Source organism: Pseudooceanicola profundi (genome assembly GCF_050897955.1).
Classification (GTDB): domain Bacteria; phylum Pseudomonadota; class Alphaproteobacteria; order Rhodobacterales; family Rhodobacteraceae; genus Pseudooceanicola.
Genome location: NZ_JBPAXZ010000001.1, coordinates 127,043 through 146,291 on the forward strand (window position 1 = coordinate 127,043; position 19,249 = coordinate 146,291).

The 19,249-nt window shown below is 62.1% G+C and carries 17 protein-coding genes; 11 read left to right on the top strand and 6 right to left on the bottom strand.

The features are described from left to right. Nucleotides 1–119 precede the first annotated feature (119 nt). A complete protein-coding gene (gene guaA / locus ACRARG_RS00635; protein ID WP_432688046.1) occupies nt 120–1,697 on the top strand; it encodes a glutamine-hydrolyzing GMP synthase in 1,578 nt (525 codons plus the stop codon). A gap of 72 nt (nt 1,698–1,769) precedes the next feature. Further along, nucleotides 1,770–2,186, top strand: coding sequence for a Fur family transcriptional regulator (locus ACRARG_RS00640; RefSeq protein WP_432688047.1), 417 nt, complete (start codon nt 1,770–1,772; stop codon nt 2,184–2,186). Here ACRARG_RS00640 and ACRARG_RS00645 read toward each other — a convergent pair. Beyond that, the gene (locus tag ACRARG_RS00645) at nt 2,183–2,488 is read right to left on the bottom strand and encodes an ATP-dependent Clp protease adaptor ClpS (protein ID WP_432688048.1); all 306 of its coding nucleotides are present in this window, start codon (nt 2,486–2,488) and stop codon (nt 2,183–2,185) included. The two genes, ACRARG_RS00640 and ACRARG_RS00645, sit on opposite strands and share 4 nt — an antisense overlap. Before the next feature lie 335 nt (nt 2,489–2,823). Between ACRARG_RS00645 and eno the strand changes: the two genes are divergently transcribed. From eno to ACRARG_RS00670, 5 genes are all read left to right on the top strand, one after another. Then, entirely contained in the window at nt 2,824–4,098 is a 1,275-nt protein-coding gene (eno, locus tag ACRARG_RS00650; protein WP_432688049.1) for a phosphopyruvate hydratase, read from the top strand. Between the two features lie 161 nt (nt 4,099–4,259). Then, nucleotides 4,260–4,772: a GNAT family N-acetyltransferase gene (locus ACRARG_RS00655; protein WP_432688050.1), complete on the top strand. Its 513-nt coding sequence runs from the start codon at nt 4,260–4,262 to the stop codon at nt 4,770–4,772. Nucleotides 4,773–4,816: 44 nt separating this feature from the next. Continuing rightward, nucleotides 4,817–5,719 carry a fatty acid desaturase gene (locus ACRARG_RS00660; RefSeq protein WP_432688051.1) on the top strand — a complete coding sequence of 301 codons (903 nt, stop codon included), beginning with the start codon at nt 4,817–4,819 and terminating at the stop codon, nt 5,717–5,719. Nucleotides 5,720–5,733: 14 nt separating this feature from the next. Further along, nucleotides 5,734–6,150 carry a cupin domain-containing protein gene (locus ACRARG_RS00665; protein ID WP_432691290.1) on the top strand — a complete coding sequence of 139 codons (417 nt, stop codon included), beginning with the start codon at nt 5,734–5,736 and terminating at the stop codon, nt 6,148–6,150. 496 nt (nt 6,151–6,646) lie between these two features. Beyond that, on the top strand, nt 6,647–7,303 hold the full coding sequence (locus ACRARG_RS00670; protein WP_432688052.1) for a hypothetical protein: 657 nt from the start codon (nt 6,647–6,649) through the stop codon (nt 7,301–7,303). A gap of 157 nt (nt 7,304–7,460) precedes the next feature. Here ACRARG_RS00670 and pgi read toward each other — a convergent pair whose 3' ends face one another. The 3 genes from pgi to zwf are packed head-to-tail and all read right to left on the bottom strand — an operon-like array spanning nt 7,461 to nt 11,217. Continuing rightward, the gene (pgi, locus tag ACRARG_RS00675) at nt 7,461–9,080 is read right to left on the bottom strand and encodes a glucose-6-phosphate isomerase (protein ID WP_432688053.1); all 1,620 of its coding nucleotides are present in this window, start codon (nt 9,078–9,080) and stop codon (nt 7,461–7,463) included. Nucleotides 9,081–9,082: 2 nt separating this feature from the next. After that, a complete protein-coding gene (gene pgl, locus ACRARG_RS00680; protein ID WP_432688054.1) occupies nt 9,083–9,754 on the bottom strand; it encodes a 6-phosphogluconolactonase in 672 nt (223 codons plus the stop codon). Then, nucleotides 9,751–11,217 carry a glucose-6-phosphate dehydrogenase gene (gene zwf, locus ACRARG_RS00685; RefSeq protein ID WP_432688055.1) on the bottom strand — a complete coding sequence of 489 codons (1,467 nt, stop codon included), beginning with the start codon at nt 11,215–11,217 and terminating at the stop codon, nt 9,751–9,753. Before zwf ends, pgl begins: the two co-directional genes overlap by 4 nt. Before the next feature lie 157 nt (nt 11,218–11,374). Here zwf and ACRARG_RS00690 point away from each other — a divergent pair, with 157 nt between their 5' ends. Then, on the top strand, nt 11,375–12,319 hold the full coding sequence (locus ACRARG_RS00690; protein ID WP_432688056.1) for a radical SAM protein: 945 nt from the start codon (nt 11,375–11,377) through the stop codon (nt 12,317–12,319). Between the two features lie 197 nt (nt 12,320–12,516). On the opposite strand, the gene ACRARG_RS00695 is transcribed toward ACRARG_RS00690, so the two are convergent. Beyond that, nucleotides 12,517–12,798 (bottom strand): usg protein, encoded by a 282-nt coding sequence (locus tag ACRARG_RS00695; protein ID WP_432688057.1) that lies wholly within the window; start codon nt 12,796–12,798, stop codon nt 12,517–12,519. Nucleotides 12,799–12,990: 192 nt separating this feature from the next. Here ACRARG_RS00695 and gyrA point away from each other — a divergent pair, with 192 nt between their 5' ends. The 3 genes from gyrA to ACRARG_RS00710 all read left to right on the top strand — a co-directional run bounded on the left by gyrA (nt 12,991) and on the right by ACRARG_RS00710 (nt 17,751). After that, on the top strand, nt 12,991–15,729 hold the full coding sequence (gene gyrA / locus ACRARG_RS00700) for a DNA gyrase subunit A (RefSeq protein WP_432688058.1): 2,739 nt from the start codon (nt 12,991–12,993) through the stop codon (nt 15,727–15,729). Continuing rightward, entirely contained in the window at nt 15,729–16,589 is an 861-nt protein-coding gene (locus ACRARG_RS00705; RefSeq protein WP_432688059.1) for a LysR family transcriptional regulator, read from the top strand. Before gyrA ends, ACRARG_RS00705 begins: the two co-directional genes overlap by 1 nt. 460 nt (nt 16,590–17,049) lie before the next feature. Next, complete coding sequence (locus tag ACRARG_RS00710) at nt 17,050–17,751, top strand: hypothetical protein (RefSeq protein WP_432688060.1); 702 nt, start codon at nt 17,050–17,052, stop codon at nt 17,749–17,751. A 4-nt stretch (nt 17,752–17,755) separates the two neighbouring features. Here the strand turns inward: ACRARG_RS00710 and ACRARG_RS00715 are convergent, their stop codons facing one another. Beyond that, nucleotides 17,756–19,249, bottom strand: coding sequence for a carboxypeptidase M32 (locus ACRARG_RS00715; protein WP_432688061.1), 1,494 nt, complete (start codon nt 19,247–19,249; stop codon nt 17,756–17,758).

The window sequence follows — 19,249 nt, forward strand, 5'->3', positions numbered from 1 at the left end:
CGCCCGAAGGGCGACAGAGGGGGCAGACAGCCCCCTCCCGCCGCGCCCTCCGCCCGGCGACAGCCGGAAGGGGGCGCAATCCTCTTGCGCGCCGCGCCGCCGCAAACTAGAGCATCCTCATGACCCAGATCTCTCATGACCGCCTTCTGATTATCGACTTCGGCAGCCAGGTGACGCAGCTGATCGCACGCCGCCTGAGAGAGCTGAACGTATATTGTGAAATCCACCCCTACCAGAACGTCACCGACGCTTTTCTGGCCGAATTCGCGCCAAAAGCGGTGATCTTTTCGGGCGGGCCGGATTCAGTGACCCGTGACGGCTCTCCGCGCCCGCCGCAGACCGTCTATGACCTGGGCGTGCCGATCCTCGGGATCTGCTATGGCCAGCAGGTGATGATGCAGGACCTGGGCGGGCTGGTTGAAGGCGGCAAGATCACAGGCGGCGGCGGCACGGCGGAATTCGGCCGGGCCTGGGTCTCTCCCACAACGGACCGGATCGAGCTGCTCTCGGGCTGGTTCCTGGACGCGCGCGAACAGGTCTGGATGAGTCACGGCGATCATGTGAGCCAGCTGGCGCCGGGCTTTGCCGTTTATGGCACCTCGCCCAATGCGCCCTATGCGATCACCGCCGATCTCTCGCGCAATTTCTTTGCCGTCCAGTTCCATCCGGAGGTCCACCATACGCCAAACGGCAAGACGCTTTACGAGAATTTCGTGCGACTGGCCGGATTCTCGGGCGACTGGACCATGGCGGCCTACCGCGAAGAGATGGTGCAGGCGATCCGTGATAAGGTCGGCGATGCCAAGGTCATCTGTGCGCTGTCGGGCGGCGTCGACAGTTCTGTTGCCGCGGCGCTCATCCACGAGGCGATCGGGGAAAACCTCACCTGCGTCTTCGTCGATCACGGCCTCCTGCGCCTGAACGAGGCCGACGAAGTTGTCGGCATGTTCCGCGACCATATGAACCTCTCGGTCATCCATGCGCAGGAACAGGATCTGTTCCTGGGGGAGCTCGACGGCGTGTCGGACCCGGAGACCAAGCGCAAGATCATCGGCAGGCTCTTCATCGACGTCTTCCAGAAATATGCCGATCAGATCGAGGGGGCCTCTTTCCTCGCACAGGGCACGCTCTACCCAGATGTCATTGAATCGGTAAGCTTTTCCGGCGGCCCCTCGGTCACGATCAAATCGCACCACAATGTCGGCGGCTTGCCGGAGAAGATGGGCCTGAAGCTGGTGGAGCCGCTGCGCGAGCTCTTCAAGGACGAGGTCCGCGCACTTGGCCGCGAGCTGGGCCTGCCCGACAGTTTCATCGGCCGCCACCCCTTCCCCGGACCCGGTCTGGCGATCCGCTGCCCCGGAGAGATCACCCGCGACAAGCTGGAGATCCTGCGCAAGGCCGATGCGGTCTATATCGACCAGATCCGCAAGCACGGGCTTTACGACGAGATCTGGCAGGCCTTCGTGGCCATCCTTCCCGTCCGGACCGTGGGCGTCATGGGCGACGGGCGGACCTATGACTATGCCTGCGCGCTGCGCGCCGTGACGAGCGTCGATGGCATGACTGCCGATTATTACCCGTTCAGCCATGACTTCCTGGGCGAAACCGCCACCCGGATCATCAATGAGGTCGAGGGGATCAACCGCGTCACCTATGACGTGACCTCGAAACCGCCGGGCACGATCGAGTGGGAGTGAGGACCGAAACACAACACGGGTTGAGCCAACCGGCATGGCAGGTCAGAATGGAGCGAAACATGAGGAGTGGTCATGCGCGTATCCATACTGGAACGGTGTGAGAACAACGGTCTACGCCTGACGCAGCAGCGCCGCGTGATCGCGTCTGTGCTTGATACGTCGCGCGATCACCCCGATGTGGAGGAACTGCACGCCAGAGCCGCTGTCCAGGATCCGCGGATTTCCCTTGCAACCGTCTACAGGACTGTAAAAACCCTGGAAGAAGCCGGAATACTTGAAAAAGTCGATTTTGGCGACGGCCGATCCCGCTATGAAGATGCAGAGCGCGATCACCATGATCACCTGATCGATTTGGAGACAGGACGGGTCATCGAATTTGTCGATCCCGAAATAGAAGCGCTTCAGGAAAAAATCGCGGCCAAGCTCGGGTTTGAGCTCTTGGGCCACCGGTTGGAACTTTACGGGCGCCGCAAAGTCGTCGGCGACTAGTCTTCCCGTTCCGTCGTGAAGGTCAGAGGATAACCCTGCCCGCGGCCAAGCTCTGTCGCCTGTTTTGACTTCTCCTCTGCCACTTCGCGCGTGAACACGGCCACGACACAGGCGCCGCGCATATGGGCCGTCAACATGACACCCTCTGCCTCCCCTTCGGACATGCGAAAAACCCACTGCAGCACCTTGGTCACAAAGGCGCGCGGGGTGAAATCATCGTTGAGCAGGATGACCTTGTAGAGCTTCGGTCGCTCCGTCCGGGTCGCGGTCACGGTATCGGAGATCGTCTTCTCGTCGAGCATGTGCGCCTCGCGAAGGGAATCCTCCGGCACTATTCCCCATCGCCGGTCACAAAACCAGCACCGAGGCGGGGTTACCCGATCCCGCGCTCCCAGATGCCCAGCCCGCTCCTTTTGCGGCGAAGATTTGCCTCCGGCGGGAGTATTTTTGGAAAGATGAACACGGCCGCCCCTTCATCTTTCCCGAAATACTTCGGGGGGAGGCGCGCAGCGACGGGGGGCAGCGCCCCCCTGCCCGGCCGGGTGTTTGCGCAAACGTCTGAAAGCCCTCTTTGCAACGGCTTTTCGGGGGCTTACAAGCCCAGAGCAAAGATGCATCCGGCCGGAAGGACGACCCCATGAGCACCATCATCGACATCCACGCGCGCGAAATCCTCGACAGCCGCGGCAATCCGACCGTCGAGGTCGACGTGACCCTTGAAGACGGCTCGATGGGCCGGGCCGCCGTGCCTTCGGGCGCCTCCACCGGCGCCTATGAGGCGGTGGAGAAGCGCGATGGTGACAAGGCACGCTATTCCGGCAAGGGCGTGCTGGAGGCCGTGGCGGCCGTGAACGGCGAGATCGCCGAAGAGCTGCTGGGCATGGATGCGACCGATCAGATCGGGCTCGACATGGCGATGATTGCGCTCGACGGGACCGAGAACAAGGGCCGCCTAGGGGCCAATGCAATCCTGGGCGTGTCGCTGGCCGCCGCCAAGGCCGCGGCGGATTTCACAATGCAGCCCTTGTATCGCTATGTCGGCGGCACCTCGGCACGGATGCTGCCGGTGCCGATGATGAACATCATCAATGGCGGCGAACATGCCGACAACCCGATCGACATTCAAGAATTCATGATCATGCCGGTCAGCGCGGGGAATATCCGCGACGCCGTGCGCATGGGCTCCGAAGTATTCCACGTGCTGAAGAAAGAGCTGTCGTCGGCGGGCATGTCCACCGGGCTGGGCGATGAAGGTGGATTTGCGCCGGAGCTGGCCTCCACCCGCGATGCCCTGGATTTCATCCTGAAGGCCATCGAGAAGGCCGGCTACAAGCCGGGCGAGGATATCTACCTGGCGCTCGACTGTGCCGCGACCGAATATTTCGAGGCCGGCAAGTACGAGATGAAGGGGGAAGGCAAATCCCTGACGGCGGCGGAGAATGTCGATTATCTCGCGGCGCTCTGCGGCGATTATCCGATCATCTCCATCGAGGACGGCTGTTCGGAGGATGACTGGGACGGCTGGAAGATGCTGACCGATAAGCTGGGCGACAAGGTGCAGCTGGTGGGCGACGATCTGTTCGTGACCAATCCGGCCCGTCTGGCCGAGGGGATTGGCAAGGGGGTGGCGAATTCCATGCTGGTCAAGGTCAACCAGATCGGGTCGCTGACCGAGACGCTGCGCGCCGTCGATATGGCGCATCGGGCGCGGTATACCAATGTCATGTCGCACCGGTCGGGTGAGACGGAAGATTCCACCATTGCCGATCTGGCGGTGGCGACGAACTGCGGTCAGATCAAGACCGGGTCGCTGGCGCGATCGGACCGGCTGGCAAAGTATAACCAGCTGATCCGCATCGAGGAGATGCTGGGCGAGGCTGCTGAATATGCCGGGACGTCCATTCTGAAGTGAGCGCCTGACCCGGGCGGTGGCGGGGGGCCAGCCCCCCGCACGGCAAAACGTGTTTTGCCGCTTCCCCCCGGGATATTTCGTGACCAGAGAAGCAGCACGCGTGGTTCTTGCGACCACGCGTTTTGCATTGCAGTCATGGGGTGTTGTGGCAGGGTTGGCCTATGGGTGAACTTCGTGTCAGGCAAGCGAGAGCAGCGGCGGATCTGGAAGCGGTGCGCTCGCTTTGCCGGGATTATCGCGCATTGCTGGCGGAGCGGACCCTGGAGCGACCGGAGGTGCTGGCCAATTACTATGCCGAGGCATCCTATGAGGCGCTTCTGGCCAGTCTGGAAGAGAAGCATGCGCGGCCGGACGGGGCCATCTTTGTCGCGGAGCTCGATGGTCGTATCGTCGGCTGTGGCATGACGCATCGGGTCGGCCCCGAGACCTGCGAAATCAAACGGGTTTTTACGACCGAGGCGGCGCGGGGCCATGGCGCTGCAAAGGCGATCTTTTCCGAGGCGATGGCGCTGGCACGGGACGATGGGTACCGGGTGATGGTGCTGGATACGATGATATGGCTGACCGAAGCGATGGCGCTTTATGACAGGCTCGGGTTTTCCGAATGGGCCCCGTTTTACGACGTGCCCGAGGGCTTTGAGGAGTTGATCCGGTTTTATGGCATCCGGCTGTGATCTTGTCGCGGCGCGGCCATCGGCCTAGGCTTGAGGAGATGGAGATGCCCCCTGCCACCGATACGGGTCTTCCCCGGCTCGACTCTGAGGTCCGGGCGGCCCTGAACCTGCGTCGCAACGGGCCGGGGCTGGGCCGGGCGGCGATTCATTTCGGGAGCATCCTAGCATCGGCTGCGGGAATCGCGGCGGGCGTGCCGTTCTGGCCGCTCCTGATCCCGGTGCAGGGCGTGCTGATCGCCTTTCTGTTTACGCTGGAGCATGAGGCGACCCATGCGACGCCCTTTCAAAGCGACTGGCTGAACACCTGGGCGGGGCATATCTGCGGTGCGCTGAACCTGCTGCCGTTTATCTGGTTCCGTTATTTCCATCTGGCGCATCATCGCTACACCAACCTGCCCGGCCAGGACCCGGAGCTGGAGAGCCCGAAACCCGGCAGCTGGCTGGCCTGGGCCTGGCATGTGTCCGGCCTGCCGTTCTGGGCTGGCAATATCGCGCTGCTCGCACGGCTCCTGCGCGGGCGGGAGCGGCCCGGTTATCTGCCGGAGCGGGCGCGGCCCCGGGCGGAGCGTGAGGCGCGGGTCCTTGTCGTGCTCTATCTGGTGGCCGGGCTGAGCCTTGTGGTCTCTCCGCTGCTGTTCTGGGTCTGGATCCTGCCGGCGCTGGTGGGGCAGCCCGCGCTGCGGGTCTATCTTCTGGCCGAACATGGCGATTGTCCGCAGATTGCCAATGTTCTGCAAAATACCCGCACGACCTTCACGACGCGGCTGGTGCGGCTGATCGCCTGGAACATGCCCTATCATATCGAGCATCATGCCTTTCCCAATGTGCCCTTCCATGCCCTGCCCCGGCTGCATGGCCATATGCGCGCGGCGCTCGGCGTGACCGCGCCGGGCTATCTGGCCTTTACCCGCCGCTATCTGGCGCGGCGTCCCTGGCGGGCGTCATGAGCGCCTTGCAGGACATGTCGGCGCAGGAGGTGATCGCCGCGCTCGATCTGGCGCCGCATCCGGAGGGCGGGCATTACCGCCAGACATGGATCGGCGACGGGCCGGGGCGGCCTGCCGGGACCTGCATCTATTTCCTTCTTGCGGCGGGGGAGCGGAGCCACTGGCACCGGGTTGATGCGGTGGAGATATGGCACTGGTACGCCGGCGCGCCCCTGGTTCTGTCAGTGGCGGCGGAAGCGCGGGGACCGGCGCGGCACTGGACCTTGGGGCCTTTGCTGGACGCCGACTCGGCCCCGCAGGTCATCGTGCCAGAGGGGCACTGGCAGGCCGCCACCAGCCGGGGCGGATGGACGCTGGTGGGCTGTACCGTGTCACCGGCCTTTCAGTTCGAGGGGTTCGAGCTGGCGCCGCCCGGGTTTTCGATCCCGTAAGCAACATTTTGCAACAGGATGTGAAACGCGGGCGAAACCGTCATCGTGTATATTGCCAAGAGGGAAGAGGCAGGCTACGAGCGCGCGCGCAGACCGCAGGAGCAGAAAAAATGGCGATGAACGCCCCTATCGACACGGCATTGGATGTGCTGCCTTTCCTGGCAGTACCGAAGGCGCCCGAGACCAGCCGGACCCCGGTTCAGTCAAAGGGCAAGTGACGGCAAAACCCCGCGAAGGCGGGCGGATCGGAATACCGATCGGAAAACGGGGCCGCGTGCCCCGTTTTTGCTTTTGTGGGGGGTGGTGGAGGACTGGTTTGAGCCCAAACTACCGACAAACCAACGCAACACCAGCATCTTATTCAGCGAGAGGTTCAGATCAGGGCAAAAAAATCGTTGATCTAGAGATGATCTTGCGTGAGCGTATATAGCAAGGCAACTCGCTTTGATAAGTCTCGATGGAAACTTCCTTGCTATCCAAGAAAGAAGTACTAGTCATGTCATATGAATTAAAGACTCTGGTTGATGATCGTGGCGAAGCGGCCAAAGAAGATCTTCTTAGAACGCTGAAAGCTTCAAACTTTAGTATAGACAAAAGGATAGGTGCCGGAATCGAGGCGATCCTTGATATCGATCCGTTGAAGTATGCTTATACTGGAGAAAACTCCGAGCGGTATTGGAATGCTGTAAAGTCTGCACTTACTGAATCAGGGTATTCTTGGGAGGAGGCAACTATTTTCGTGAAGGCCTGCTATTTACTTCACGACAATTACGGCGATATCGTTGCTCAGATGATTGAGGACTCTTTCATTCCAGGAGCGGAAATCGAGATATCAGATCCGCCCCCTCAAGTGCGCGAGTATATGCGCGACGACAATATTTACATGTTCACTCTCAATGGTTATTCTTACGATCCTGAGGATATGTGGGAAAAGGAAGTAGGCGCAATCGACGATTTCCAGCCAAAAGAGATAATTCTTCCGGCCTTTGTCGCCCCGCTATACCTGACAATGTTTTCCATCTCTCTGCTCGGAGACCCGGGTGGAGGTGACATTCTTGATACGATCGCACATCACTTAAAAAAGGCGGCTCGAAAAATTAATAGGGCGTGGAGAAAAACTAAAAAATTTATCAAAAAACTAATAAAGTGGTAGGTCCGCGAAAAGCATGCTTCAATCATAGTGCCGCTATGAGATGCTCAGATACTGACGCCGCCAAACTTTCGTTTCGCTTTCCTGCCGTCGCAGAAACGTCTGCAACGTGGCGAAAGTCAAATATGCCTGCACAGCCGACATTCAACCATCCGCTCATTTACCCCCCATGCCCCCGCACATACCCCACCAGCCCCGCCGTCGAGGCGTCCTTGCCCTCGGCAGAGACCTCGCCTGACAGCACCGGTGCCAGCGACTTGGCCAGTTCCTTGCCCAGCTCCACGCCCCATTGGTCGAAGGAGTTGATGCCGAGGATCACGCCTTCGACAAACACCCGGTGTTCGTAAAGCGCCACGATCTGGCCCAGCATATGTGGCGTGAGCTGGGGGTAGATCATCGTCACCGACGGACGGTTGCCGGGGAAGACGCGGTGGCGGGCCTGGCGGTCGAGCTCGTCTCCGGTCAGGCCCTTGGCGGCCATGATCGCCCGCGCCTCCTCCAGCGAGCGGCCGCGCATCAGCGCCTCCGACTGGGCGAGGCAGTTGGCGACCAGCAGCTGATGGTGATGGGCAAGCTCGGGTTCATGCCCTTTCGCGGCGACGAGGAATTCGCAGGGCACGACGCGGGTGCCCTGATGGATCAGCTGGTAGAAGGCGTGCTGGCCGTTGGTGCCGGGCTCACCCCAGACCACGGGGCCTGCGGTCACGGGCAGGTCGGTGCCATCCATCGCCACCGATTTGCCATTCGATTCCATCTCCAGCTGCTGGAGGTAGGCGGGCAGACGCAGCAGGCGCTGGTCATAGGGCAGCACCGCGCGGGTGGCATGGCCCATGCCCTGATTGTGCCAGATGCCGACAAGCGCGAGGATCACCGGCATATTGTCCCTGAGCGGCGTGCCGCAGAAATGCGCATCCATCGCATGGCCGCCCGCCAGAAAATCCTGAAACACGCCCGGCCCTGCGGCGATGATCAGCGACAGGCCAATCGGCCCCCAGACGGAATAGCGCCCGCCAACCCAATCCTCAAAGCCAAAGACACGGTCGGCGGGGATGCCAAATTCCTCCGTCCGGTCGAGAGCGGTGGACAGCGCCACGAATTGCGCCGCCGGGTCGGCCACGCGGGCGGCCATCCAGTCGCGGGCCGTGCGCGCATTGGTCATCGTCTCTGAGGTGGTAAAGGTCTTGGAGGCGACGATAACCAGCGTTGTTGCGGGGTCGAGATGTTCCAGCGTGTCATGAATATGGGCGCCGTCGACATTGGACACGTAATGCACGCGCGGTCCGTCGCACCAGGGCGCCAGAGCAAGATGCGCCATGGCAGGGCCCAGATCCGACCCGCCGATCCCGATATTGACGACATCGGTAAAGGCGCCGCCTGCCCCGGCAAAGCTGCCGTCGCGGATGGTTTCGGCAAAGCGTTCCATCCGGGTGAGCGTGTCCAGAACGCCGGGCATGACGTCTTCGCCGTCGACCTCCACCGGGGTGCCGGAGAGGTTGCGCAGTGCCGTGTGCAGTACCGCGCGCCCTTCGGTCTCGTTGATCTTTTCACCGGCGAACATGGCGTCTCGGCGGGCCTCGACCTCGGTCACCTCGGCCAGGGTCAGCAAGGCGCTGCGGTCCTCTGCGGTGATCTGGGTCTTGGAATAGTCCAGCAGGAAATCCCCGAATTTCACCGTGAAATCCGGCAGGCGGTCGCCTTCTGCCAGAAGGGCCGCGATGTTTCGGTCGCGGGCAGCTGCCGCGCGGGTCTCAATTTCGCTCCACATGGGTGCGTCCTTCAAATTCAGTCGCAATAATGAATATGGGCCCCGTCCAGCAGAACGGAAACCGGGGCGTCTATCGGTTTCATACGGGCCGCTTTCTGAATGGCGTCCTTCTTTTCCGTGCCCATAATCAGAATATGGGTATCAATCGCGCCTTTCAGGACCGGGGCCGTCAGCGTCACGCGCGGCTCCGGCGCGCCGGGCGCGCGCATGGGCAGGAGCGCGGGGGCATGGTTCGACAGCGCCTCTTCCAGCCGGTCGGCGCCGGGGAAGAGCGAGGCTGTGTGCATATCCGCCCCCATGCCCAGCACCAGCACGTCGATCGGCAGTTTGGGCTTCAGCGCCTCGATCAGCTCGTCGAGCTTTTCCTCAGGCGTTTCGGCCTCGGCATAGAGCGGGACGAGGCTGGCGGCGGCGGCATGGCCGGTCAGCAGGCGGTTGCGCAGCAGCGCGGTGTTCGACCGCGGGCTCGTCTCCGGCACCCAGCGTTCGTCGGTCAGCAGGATATCGACGCGGTCCCAGTCCATATGGACCGAGGAGAGCGCATCGAACATCGGCCCCGGCGAGGTGCCGCCGGGCACAGCGAGGGTCACGCGATCCTCATGCCGCAGCGCGCTCGATATGCTTGACGCCAGCGTGTCGGCCAGGTCCAGCGCCATCAGGTCGCGGTCGGGATAATCGTGCCAGATCATGGGCGTATCTCCCGCCAGCGGCGGCCGTCGCGATGCATCAGCGCCAGCGCATCCTCGGGGCCGGAGGAGCCGGGTTCATAAAGCATGGGCTTGGCGGCGCGGGTTTCCCAATCATCGATGATCGGGTCGGTCCAGGCCCAGGCGGCCTCCACCTCGTCGCCGCGCATGAAGAGCGTCTGGTTGCCCCGGATCACATCCATGATCAGGCGTTCATAGGCATCGGGCACCTCTTCGCCATCCGGGCCCAGAGCATCGGCAAAGGTCATGTCGAGCGGCACGTCGATCAGACGCATCCCGCCCGGCCCCGGTTCCTTGATCGTGACGTCAAGGTCCATGCCTTCGTTCGGCTGCAGGCGGATGGTGAGGATATTGCGGTGGCGCCCGGCCTCCGGCCCGAAGATGGAATGCGGGGTTTCCTTGAAGACCACGGCGATTTCCGAGGCGCGCGCCTTAAGCTTCTTGCCGGTGCGGATGTAGAAGGGCGTGCCGGCCCAACGCCAGTTGGAAATCCCCAGCCGCATGGCGATAAAGCTTTCGGAGGTGGCGCGGGGGTTTTCCACGTCGGAGATGTAGTCGGGCTTGCCATCCGCCGCATCATACTGGCCGCGCACGATATCGGCGGGCTCCACCGGGTTGAGCGCGCGGATGACCTTGAGCTTTTCGTCGCGCACGGCGTCGGGGTCGAATTTCGCCGGCGGTTCCATCGCGATAAGGCAGAGGAGCTGCATGATATGGTTCTGAACCATGTCCCGCATAGCGCCGGAGCGGTCGTAATATTCACCCCTGCCCCCGACCCCCACGGTTTCGGCCACGGTAATCTGGATGTGATCCACGTATTGCGAATTCCACAGCGGTTCGAACAGCATATTACCAAAGCGGACGGCCATGAGGTTCTGCACCGTCTCTTTGCCGAGGTAGTGGTCGATCCGGTAGATCTGGCTTTCGTCGAAGTGCTGGGCCAGGACGTCGTTGAGCGCCTTGGCGGTTTCAAGGTCGCGACCGAATGGCTTTTCCACCACGATGCGCGAATTGCCGTCGGCCATGCCGTAGGTGTGCAGACGTTCGGCCAGATCGCCAAAGAGGCTGGGCGCGACAGAGAAGTAGAAGGCGCGGATATGGCCGTCCTTGGTGCCGCGGCCCATCTTGTCGGCCAGCGTCTGCCAGCCCTCGTCGCCCTTGGCATCGACGTGGACATAGTCGATCCGGTCGAGAAAGGACTCCAGCGTGCCCACCTCGCAATGGGAGGTCGTGTTGAACTCGGCAATCGCATCGGCCACCATCTGGCGATATTCGGCCTGATCATGTTCGGACCGGGCGGCGCCGATGATGCGGCTGTCGCCTTCCATCTGGCCGGCGCAGAAGCGGCGGAAGAGCGCGGGCAGGATCTTGCGTTTGGCGAGATCGCCCGTGCCCCCGAAGATCACCAGATCGAAAGCATCGACGGGGATGACGCGAGATACCATGGGCGGCGTTCCTTTGCTGCCTGAGGGGCCAGTTTTGGCGCTAACATAGCGTCCTGCCCCGGTTTCACAATGGCTTGAGGCCATAGACCAGCCTTTCCACGCCGGTGTCCAGCCGCTAGACCTGCTTAGACCGGACAAATTCCGGCCTGGAGCGGACATGAAAGACCAGATCGCCGCCAATGCGGGCAAATTCCTCGATCCCCTTGTAACGGCCAAGGGTGAAGCGCGTGCGACGGTTGCTCTGACGGGGATCCGCACGCTTTGGGTCAATACCGGGACGCTGTGCAATATCGCTTGTTCGCATTGCTATATCGAGAGCTCTCCGACAAATGACGCTTTGGTCTATCTGACGGCGGATGAGGCTGCGGCGGCGCTGGACGATCTGCTGGCCAAGGGGCATCCCGTTGAAGAGGTTGGCTTTACCGGCGGCGAGCCGTTCCTCAATCCCGCCTTTCCTTCGATCATCGAGGATGTCTTGCGGCGCGGTCTGCGGGTGCTGATCCTGACCAATGCGATGCGTCCGATGATGCGGCCGCGCTGCCGGGCGGCGCTGGAGCGGCTGCATCATGCCTATCCCGGCCAGATGGTGCTGCGGGTGTCGCTGGATCACTACCGGGCACCGGCGCATGATGCGGAACGCGGTGATGGCGCCTTTGAGGAAAGCCTGACAGGCATGCGCTGGCTGCGCGATCTGGGGGTGGAGATGGCTGTCGCGGGCCGTGGGTTCACCCATGAGACAGAAGCGGAAATGCGGGCGGGCTATGCGGCTTTGTTCGCTGACGAGGCATTTTTGATCGATGCGGGCAATCCCGGAGCGCTGGTGCTATTTCCGGAGATGGACCTGGGCGCCGAGGTGCCGGAAATCACCACCGCCTGCTGGGGCATTCTGGGCAAGGAACCTTCTGGTGTGATGTGTTCGTCATCGCGAATGCTGGTGAAACGGCGTGGCGAAGCGCCGTCCTTCGCCGCCTGCACCTTGCTGCCCTATGATCCGCAGTTCGACATGGGGACACAGGCGCCGGAGATCGGCCAAGCAGTGGCGCTGAACCATCCGCATTGCGCCAAGTTCTGCGTGCTGGGCGGGGCGAGCTGCGCGGGTTGAATTGCGTGCGGAGCCGTGCGGTCGCAGGGCCGCGGCGCGGCGATCCGACATCAGAACATCAGCGCTTTATGGCTGCCGTGGTAGCGCTCTGATCGAGCGTCGCGCCTGCGTCGGCCAATCGCCGGGCCGGAGGGCGGCCCGGCGATCGCGCGGCGGCCTGCGGCCTTGTTCCGCGCGGTTGCGCAGCGGGCCAGACGTCAATGCAGCCGGAACTCTCCCACGCAGTTGCGCCATTCGCCCGGCGCGATCTGCTTACGGTGGGTGAAGCGGACGGAATGCAGCGGGCCCTCGATCTCGTCCTGCCAGAACTCGATAAACTTGAAGAGCCGGGGATGATCCGGGGCCAGATCGTACTCTTGCCAGATGAAACTGTTCAGCACGCTTTTGTAATCGGGCATCCGGTAGAGGAATTCCGCCGTGGTCAGCCCGTATCCCTTCAACATCATTTCCGTCTCTGTCATCGCGCAGTCCGTGGTCATTTAAGCACCTTTCTTGTTATCCACAGAAAAATGATGCGCTCCGCCGATTAATAATCAACAAAAACAGTGTGCTAGCAGCCACCCCCTCCGGCTGCCAACGCATCTGCAAAGCGGCCATTGCACCCCAGAGAAAGTGGGTGCTATAGTCTGGCCAACTAGATATAGAAGCTCCTTCAAGACTGGGCCGATCCTTTGACCGACACTCCCGAACCCCCTGACAACGAAGAAGAAATTACTCGGCCGCCCTATGACGGGCCGGTGGTTTCCATCGTCGACGAGATGCGGACGTCCTATCTGGACTATGCGATGTCCGTCATCGTTTCACGCGCGATTCCCGATCTGCGCGATGGGTTAAAACCTGTGCACCGGCGCATTCTTTTCGCCATGCATGAGGTCGGCAATACCCACGACAAGCCCTATCGGAAGTCCTCGCGCCCCGTGGCGGACGCCATGGGCAAATATCACCCACATGGTGATTCCGCGATCTACGACGCGCTGGTGCGGATGGCTCAGGATTTCTCTATGTCGCTGCCCCTGCTCGACGGTCAGGGCAACTTTGGGTCGATGGACGGGGACAAGGCTGCGGCCTTCCGTTACACTGAGGTGCGGATGGCCAAGGCGGCCAACTATCTGCTCGGCGACATCGACATGGATACCGTCGATTTCGAGCTGAACTATGATGGCAAAGACCGTGAACCGGTCGTCCTGCCCGCCAAGTTCCCGAACATGCTGGTCAATGGCGCAGGCGGCATCGCAGTTGGCATGGCGACGAACATCCCGCCGCACAATCTGGGCGAGGTCGTGGATGCGACGCTTGCGCTGATCCAGAACCCCGACATGGGCGTAGAGGACCTGATCGAATATGTCCCCGGCCCCGACTTTCCCACGGGCGGCATCATGCTGGGCCGTGGCGGGGCGCGAAAGGCTTACCTGGAGGGCCGCGGGTCGGTCATCATACGCTGTAAGCAGCACGTGGAGGAGATCCGCAAGGAACGCTACGCCATCGTCATTGACGAGATTCCGTTCCAGGTGAACAAGGCCGCGATGATCGAGAAGATCGCGGAACAGGTGCGCGAGAAAAAGATCGACGGCATCGCCCATGTGCAGGACGAGAGCGACCGCCACGGCGTGCGTGTCGTGATCGAGCTGAAGCGCGATGCGACCCCGGATGTGGTGCTGAACCAGCTGTACCGTTTCACGCCGATGCAGACGCACTTCGGCTGCAACATGCTGGCGCTGAACGGCGGCCGGCCTGAGACGCTGACGCTTTACGGTTTCCTGTCGAACTTCATCAGCTTCCGGGAAGACGTGGTTGCGCGCCGCACGGCCTATTTGCTGCGCAAGGCGCGGGAGCGGTCGCATATCCTCTGCGGTCTGGCCGTGGCGGTGTCGAATGTCGACGAGGTCGTGGCGACGATCCGGTCGTCGGCCGATGCGGCAGAGGCGCGGGAGAAGCTGATGACGCGGCGCTGGCCAGCAGGCGATATCGCCGCCTATATCCGGCTGATCGACGATCCGACGCATAAGATGAACGACGACGGCACCTATAACCTGTCGGAAACGCAGGCCCGTGCCATCCTCGAATTGCGCCTCCAGCGCCTGACCCAGCTGGGTGTGAAAGAAGTCACCGACGAGCTGGAAGAGCTGGCGGGCAAGATCAAGGAATACCTTGAGATCCTCGGCTCCCGCGAACGGATCCTCGGCATCATCTCTGACGAGCTGCGCGAAGTGAAGGAACTCTTCGCCGTGCCGCGCCGGACGGAGATCGTCGACTGGTCCGGCGATATGGAGGATGAAGACCTCATCGAACGGGCGGAGATGGTCGTGACCGTCACCGCCGGCGGCTATATCAAGCGCACCCCGCTGGAGGATTTCCGGTCGCAGAAACGCGGCGGCAAGGGGGTTTCCGGCGGCGCGCTGAAGGATGACGATGCGGTCACCACGCTGTTCGTCGCCAATACCCATACGCAGCTTCTGTTCTTCACGACCGAAGGCATGGTCTACAAGCTGAAGACCTGGCGCCTGCCGCTGGGCGGGCGGACCTCCAAGGGCAAGGCGATTGTGAATATCCTGCCGATCCCGACAGGTGTTTCCATTGCCGCGATCATGCCCGTGGACCGGGATGAGGAGGAATGGGGCGATCTGCAGATCGTCTTTGCGACCTCTGCCGGGACAGTGCGCCGCAATGCGCTGTCGGATTTCACCAATGTCATGCGTAACGGCAAGATCGCGATGAAGTTCGAGGGCGAGGATGAGGGCATGCGCCTGATCAACGCCGCGATCTGCGGGCCCGAGGATGATGTGATGCTGTTCACGCAATCCGGCCGGGCGATCCGCTTCCGGGCGGATGACGTGCGGGTCTTCAACTCCCGCGCCTCCACCGGCGTGCGCGGCGTGAAGCTGAACGAAAAGGACGAAGTGGCGTCGATGTTCGTGCTGCCGCATTTCCTGGCGGAGTCGGACGAACGCGCCTCCTACCTCAAGATGCGCCGCGCCATGGCCGGCGATACGGAGGCCACGGAGGAAGAAGAGGGCAATGCGGATATGCCACTCGACCAGTCGCGCTATGCGGCGATGTCGGCGGCGGAGACGCTGATCCTGACCATCACGGAGGGTGGCGCCGGTCATATCTCGTCGTCGCATGACTATCCTGTCCGGGGCCGTGGCGGCATGGGCGTGACCGCCTGGGAGAAGTCGATGCGCACGGGCGAGATCATCGCGGCCTTCCCCGTCGATATGGACGACCAGATCATGCTGGCGACCTCCAAGGGCCAGTCGATCCGGGTGCCGGTCGACGGGATCTCTTTCCGGTCGCGGGCGGCTGGCGGGGTCAAGGTGTTCAACACCGGCAAGAACGAGGTCGTCGTCTCGGTCGCGCGGATCGCGGATCAGGGTGATGAGGACGAGGCCGGAGAGACGGAAGAAAGCTGATGCTGAAGGGAACGGAATCCCGAGTCGAGAACTGGGACGATCTGCGCTACCTGATGGCGGTTCACAAGACCGGATCGATGAGCGCCGCCGCCCGGCTATTGTCCACCAACCCGGCGACCGTGTCGCGCCGCCTGGCGCGTCTTTCCGAGGCGCTTGGCTATGAGCTTTTCCACAAGACACCGGACGGCTGGGTGGCCAGCGATGCGATCGGGGCGCTGATCGAAAGCGTTGCCAGTTTTGAAGGCGAGATTGAAAGCTACCTCAACGCAAATGATGTCATGGAAGGACAGGTGGTCGGGTCCGTCTCCATCGGCATGCCGGGTTCACTGGCAAACGGTGTCCTGTGTCCGCGCATCAGCCGTCTGATCGACAAACACCCCGGGATCCGCATTAGTCTGCATGCGCAGACATATCGCGATACCCTTGGCGAGAATGACCTGATCATCTCTCCGCTGCGACCGCAGCAGGGCCGACTGATCGTGCGACCTATCGGCAAGGTCCATGCCAATGTCTATGCGCCCCAGAATGTAACTCGGGATGGGCATTGGGTCGGCCTGCTCCGTCATTTCGACAGCCACGGACCGATGCAGAGCGCGATGGAGCTGATGGGACGTCCACCGTCACTGCGGCTGGAGACCATGACCGATATCGCTACGGCCATCAGAGTCACGGGGTTGCCAGGGCTGACCCTGCGCATCGATGCGAAACGAGAGCCGGAGCTTGACCTTTACGACCCCTCCTATCCCGATATCGAGACGCCTCTGTACCTGTGTTACCATGAAACACGGCGCCGTGACCCGCTGTTGCAGGCCGTGATCGACTGGGCAACCGAGGCGTTTGAAACTGCCGCATCTCTCTGAGAGGACAGCACAACCCTGACGTGCCCCAGGGTCAGCCAAGATGCTAATTCGCATCTGAGGCAAAGCGAACACACCCCTGTGATCGTTGTGTTATTTCTGCTTTTCAGAACTTGATCATGCAACCAATGCGTGCACATATGAATTTGCATTTGGCAGGCTTGGTCAAATTCTGGCGGCTCCCGGACATATACCCTCGTCCTTCGTCAGCTTGGCTTTCGCATGTCTTTTTCCGTCCTAGCAGCGGGAAAGGGAACCGTGGCACACGCGCCCGGTCCCGCCAAAGCGGAGTTGGCGATCTACCGCGCCAAATTCCATACTGGGCCGGCCCTGCGTCGGCCCAATTTTTTTCTCTGCCCCGTATTGCTGCTATCTCCGACCAAGACACAATCTGTAGTGTGGCCAACGGGATCTATTGTCGAAACCAGAAATTTCAGCTAGATTTAGAAAAAAGAGGTGTCGCATGCGCGCAGTTTTGATACCCGCCGTCCTGTCATTGCTAACGTGCATCGCCCTGCCCCCAACAGCGGCAGCGCAGGACATGGTGCGGGGCGAGGCGGTCATTGAGCTGGGCCGGAATTTTGGAACCGGCGGAAACTTCAAACGGGCCGAGATGTCGCTGGGGACAGAGCTGGGGTTCGGCGCCGGTGTGCAGATGGATCTGGGCATCGGCAAATATGAACAGATCACCTCCACCTCCCCTTCGGGCAGTCTGCATCTATACTATGCAGTGGACGAGGACCTGGCTGTTGGCGTCTTTGCGACGGCCGAAGACAGGCGCCCCGGGAGCTCCTATTACGCCGGGATCGAGGCCGCCTATGCCACCGGGGATATCGCGCTGGAAGGGCATTTCGCCTATCGCGACGATCTGGATGTTGCCACGGACGGCGTGCGCTATGGTCTGGATGCCGGGTTTCATCCCGACGCCTGGCGCGGCTTCGGTCTCTCAGCCGGGGCCGTTGCCGAAACCGGGATGACGACGGGACGCAAAAATTTCGGCTATGTCGGCGCTGAATTCATGTTCCGCAACGGCGTGCGGACCGGGCTGATGGTGGGCCGGACGGATAACCACGACACTGTCGCCTCTGCCGCGGTGAGTTTTGAATTCGGTCAGGGCGCGCGGTTTGGTCGGCGGGACAGCCGGGGGCTGTTCCCCGCCTATTGAGCGCTCAGAGCCCGTAGATCGCGGTAAATTTCGCCTCGATATAGTCCAGCAGCGGGGCCGCCGTGGGGGCGGTGCCGCAGGCCTGGGTGATGACCTCTGCCGGTTTCATAAGTCCGCCATGCTGCTGGACATTCTCGCGCAGCCAGCTGGTTGCGGGGGCGGTGTCGCCACCTGCCAGATGGGCGTCGAGGTCCGGCACGGACTGGCGCAGCGCGGCATGCAGGCAGCCCGCATAGACATTGCCCAGCGAATAGGTCGGGAAGTAGCCGAAGAGCCCGACGGACCAGTGCACGTCCTGCAGACAGCCGAGCGAGGCCTTTGGCACCGCATAGCCGAAATCCTTTTCGAACCGGTCGTTCCAGGCGGCCTCAAGATCCGGCACAGCGAGATCTCCAGCGATCAGAGCACGCTCCAGATCGAAGCGCAGCATGATGTGGAGGTTGTACTGAAGCTCATCGGATTCAGTGCGGATGAAGTCCTTTCGCACCGTGTTGACGGCAGCATAGAAAGCATCGGCATCGGGCAGGCCCAGATCGCCGAAGGTTTCGGTCATCTTGCCGAAGAGGAAGCCGGTGAAGGCCCGCGAGCGTCCGATCTGGTTTTCGTAGATGCGGCTCTGGCTCTCATGCACGCCCATGGACACGCCCTGACCCAACGGCGTCAGCGCATAATCCGGGTCGATCCCCTGTTCGTAACAGGCATGGCCAACCTCGTGGATCGTGGAATAGAGGCAGTCGAAAGGGTTCGCCGGGTTGGTCCGCGTGGTGATCCGCACGTCGGAGCCGGAGCCGGAGGAGAACGGGTGCACCGCCTTGTCGATCCGGCCACGGGTGAAATCATAGCCAAAGGCCCTGGCGACCTCTGCCGTCAGTTTCATCTGTGTGTCGGGATCGAAACGGCCGTCCAGCCCCTTGGGCATGGGTTTTTCCAGCACGGCGGCGCGCAGGGCGGTCAGGCGCGGGCGCATCTCCCCAAACATCTTCTCCAGCTCTGCCGCCGTCATCTCCGGCTCGTAAACGTCGAGCAGCGCGTCGTAGACATTGCCGCCCTCGGCCAGCGCCGCGCCCTCCTCCTGCCGCAGCTTGACGATCTGGGCGAGGATGGGCGCGAAGGCCTTGAAATCGTCATTGGCACGCGCCTCCGCCCATTTGCCCTGAGCGACAGAGGTGGCGCGGGCGATTTCCGACGCCAGACGCGCGGGCACCTTCATCGTGCGGTCGAGGTCACGCTTGATGAGACGCAGCATCGACGCCTGCGGGGCGGTCTTGTCGGCGCCTTCCGCCTCTGCCAGCCAGTCGGCGATGCGGGGATCGGTGCGGCGGGCGTGCAGGATGGAGGCCATGGCCGACATCTCCTCCCCCCGCTGTTCCGCAGCGCCACGCGGCATCATCGTCTCCTGATCCCAGCCGAGCCGGCCGGAGACCTGGGCGAGCGCCTCCGTCTCCTTCTGGAAGGCGAGGAGGTCGGTCAGGGCGGCGGTCTGGGCGTTGGTGGACAT